Raw genomic sequence first — 526 nt, 5'->3', positions numbered from 1 at the left:
CGGGAGGGCGCTTACCACTTTGTGATTCATGACTGGGGTGAAGTCGTAACAAGGTAACCGTAGGGGAACCTGCGGTTGGATCACCTCCTTACCTTAAAGAAGCGTACTTTGCAGTGCTCACACAGATTGTCTGATGAAAATGAGCAGTAAAACCTCTACAGGCTTGTAGCTCAGGTGGTTAGAGCGCACCCCTGATAAGGGTGAGGTCGGTGGTTCAAGTCCACTCAGGCCTACCAAATTTGCACCGCAAATTTGAAGAGGTTTTAACTACATGTTATGGGGCTATAGCTCAGCTGGGAGAGCGCCTGCTTTGCACGCAGGAGGTCTGCGGTTCGATCCCGCATAGCTCCACCATCTCTGTAGTGATTAAATAAAAAATACTTCAGAGTGTACCTGCAAAGGTTCACTGCGAAGTTTTGCTCTTTAAAAATCTGGATCAAGCTGAAAATTGAAACACTGAACAATGAAAGTTGTTCGTGAGTCTCTCAAATTTTCGCAACTCTGAAGTGAAACATCTTCGGGTTGT

2 tRNA genes and 1 rRNA gene are annotated in these 526 nt (G+C 46.4%); all 3 read left to right on the top strand.

Annotation, left to right across the window (positions count from 1 at the left end):
• Nucleotides 1-91: ribosomal RNA gene (locus ACJHYO_RS23980) — 16S ribosomal RNA — on the top strand; the annotation flags it as partial.
• A 68-nt stretch (nt 92-159) separates the two neighbouring features.
• A tRNA-Ile gene (locus ACJHYO_RS23975) sits at nt 160-236 on the top strand.
• A gap of 42 nt (nt 237-278) precedes the next feature.
• A tRNA-Ala gene (locus tag ACJHYO_RS23970) sits at nt 279-354 on the top strand.
• Nucleotides 355-526 lie beyond the last annotated feature (172 nt).

It is taken from the genome of Escherichia sp. WS1118 (genome assembly GCF_046487695.1).
GTDB lineage: Bacteria > Pseudomonadota > Gammaproteobacteria > Enterobacterales > Enterobacteriaceae > Escherichia > Escherichia coli.
The sequence above is the reverse complement of the archived record's forward strand: the minus strand, read 5'-3'. Positions and strand labels throughout refer to the sequence as shown.